We start from the raw sequence: 727 nt of genomic DNA, 5'->3' as shown, positions 1-727 counted from the left end.
GCGTTCCAATGCGCGTCCTGCTCGCCAGCCGTCCAGCGGTGCCCCGGCTCGACACGTCGCGGTACGGGGATGGCCGGCGGCGGCCGGGTGGGGATGGTCTCGGCGAGGAGCCGCTCCAGCGGGGTACTCACGGCCGGTCCGGGTGGAGGACGGCGACGACCGCACCGGCGGGTTGGGGGCCGCGTCCGGAGCAGGCGGCGCACATGTCGCGGCCGTTGGAGTGCGTGACCCAGCCCTGAGCGCGGGCGGCAGCACGGGCTTCGGTGACGGTGTCGGCGTCGGTGAGGAGTTGGCGGGGGCATCCGCCGTACTGCCACTGGGTGTCGCAGTGGATCGTGATGCGGGCGCTCATCGGGCGTCTTCCTCGGGCTCGGCGCCGCAGCGGGGGCAGGGCTGCCCTTCGAGGTCGAGGCAGACGATGCAGTCGTGGCCGATGCCTTCGGAGACGATGGTCTCGTTGCTGACGTCGAGGCCGCAGAGGGCGAGGTTCCAGTCGCAGCAGATGAGGTGGGTGGTCCGGTCGTTGGGGTCGCCGGTGTCGCTGGAGGCGGGTGCGGGTGCGGTGGTCACTGACTGGCTCCTGTCGGGCGGGTGTGGGTGGTCCATGCGGCGTGGCGTGCGTCGTGGCTGTCGATGGCGAGGCGTCGTCCGCGGGGGCTGGCGCATCGTTGGCCGGGTGGGGCGTGACACCACGGGCAGCGGATCTGCCACTCCGGCGGCTTGGTCA

Annotated in this window: 3 protein-coding genes; all 3 read right to left on the bottom strand. The window is 72.8% G+C overall.

Annotated features, from left to right (window positions below):
• Positions 1-127 precede the first annotated feature (127 nt).
• Genes I8N67_RS41835 through I8N67_RS44945 form a run of 3 tightly spaced genes read right to left on the bottom strand, consistent with a single transcriptional unit; the run spans position 128 to position 704 of the window.
• Complete coding sequence (locus I8N67_RS41835) at positions 128-352, bottom strand: hypothetical protein (protein ID WP_200309626.1); 225 nt, start codon at positions 350-352, stop codon at positions 128-130.
• Positions 349-570, bottom strand: a complete 222-nt coding sequence (locus I8N67_RS41830; RefSeq protein WP_200309624.1) for a hypothetical protein — start codon at positions 568-570, stop codon at positions 349-351. Before I8N67_RS41830 ends, I8N67_RS41835 begins: the two co-directional genes overlap by 4 nt.
• Positions 567-704, bottom strand: coding sequence for a zinc finger domain-containing protein (locus tag I8N67_RS44945; RefSeq protein ID WP_443729059.1), 138 nt, complete (start codon positions 702-704; stop codon positions 567-569). Before I8N67_RS44945 ends, I8N67_RS41830 begins: the two co-directional genes overlap by 4 nt.
• Between the last annotated feature and the right edge of the window lie 23 nt (positions 705-727).

The organism is Streptomyces adelaidensis (assembly GCF_016598475.1).
GTDB lineage: Bacteria > Actinomycetota > Actinomycetes > Streptomycetales > Streptomycetaceae > Streptomyces > Streptomyces adelaidensis.
This window is presented reverse-complemented; position numbering and strand designations above follow the sequence as displayed.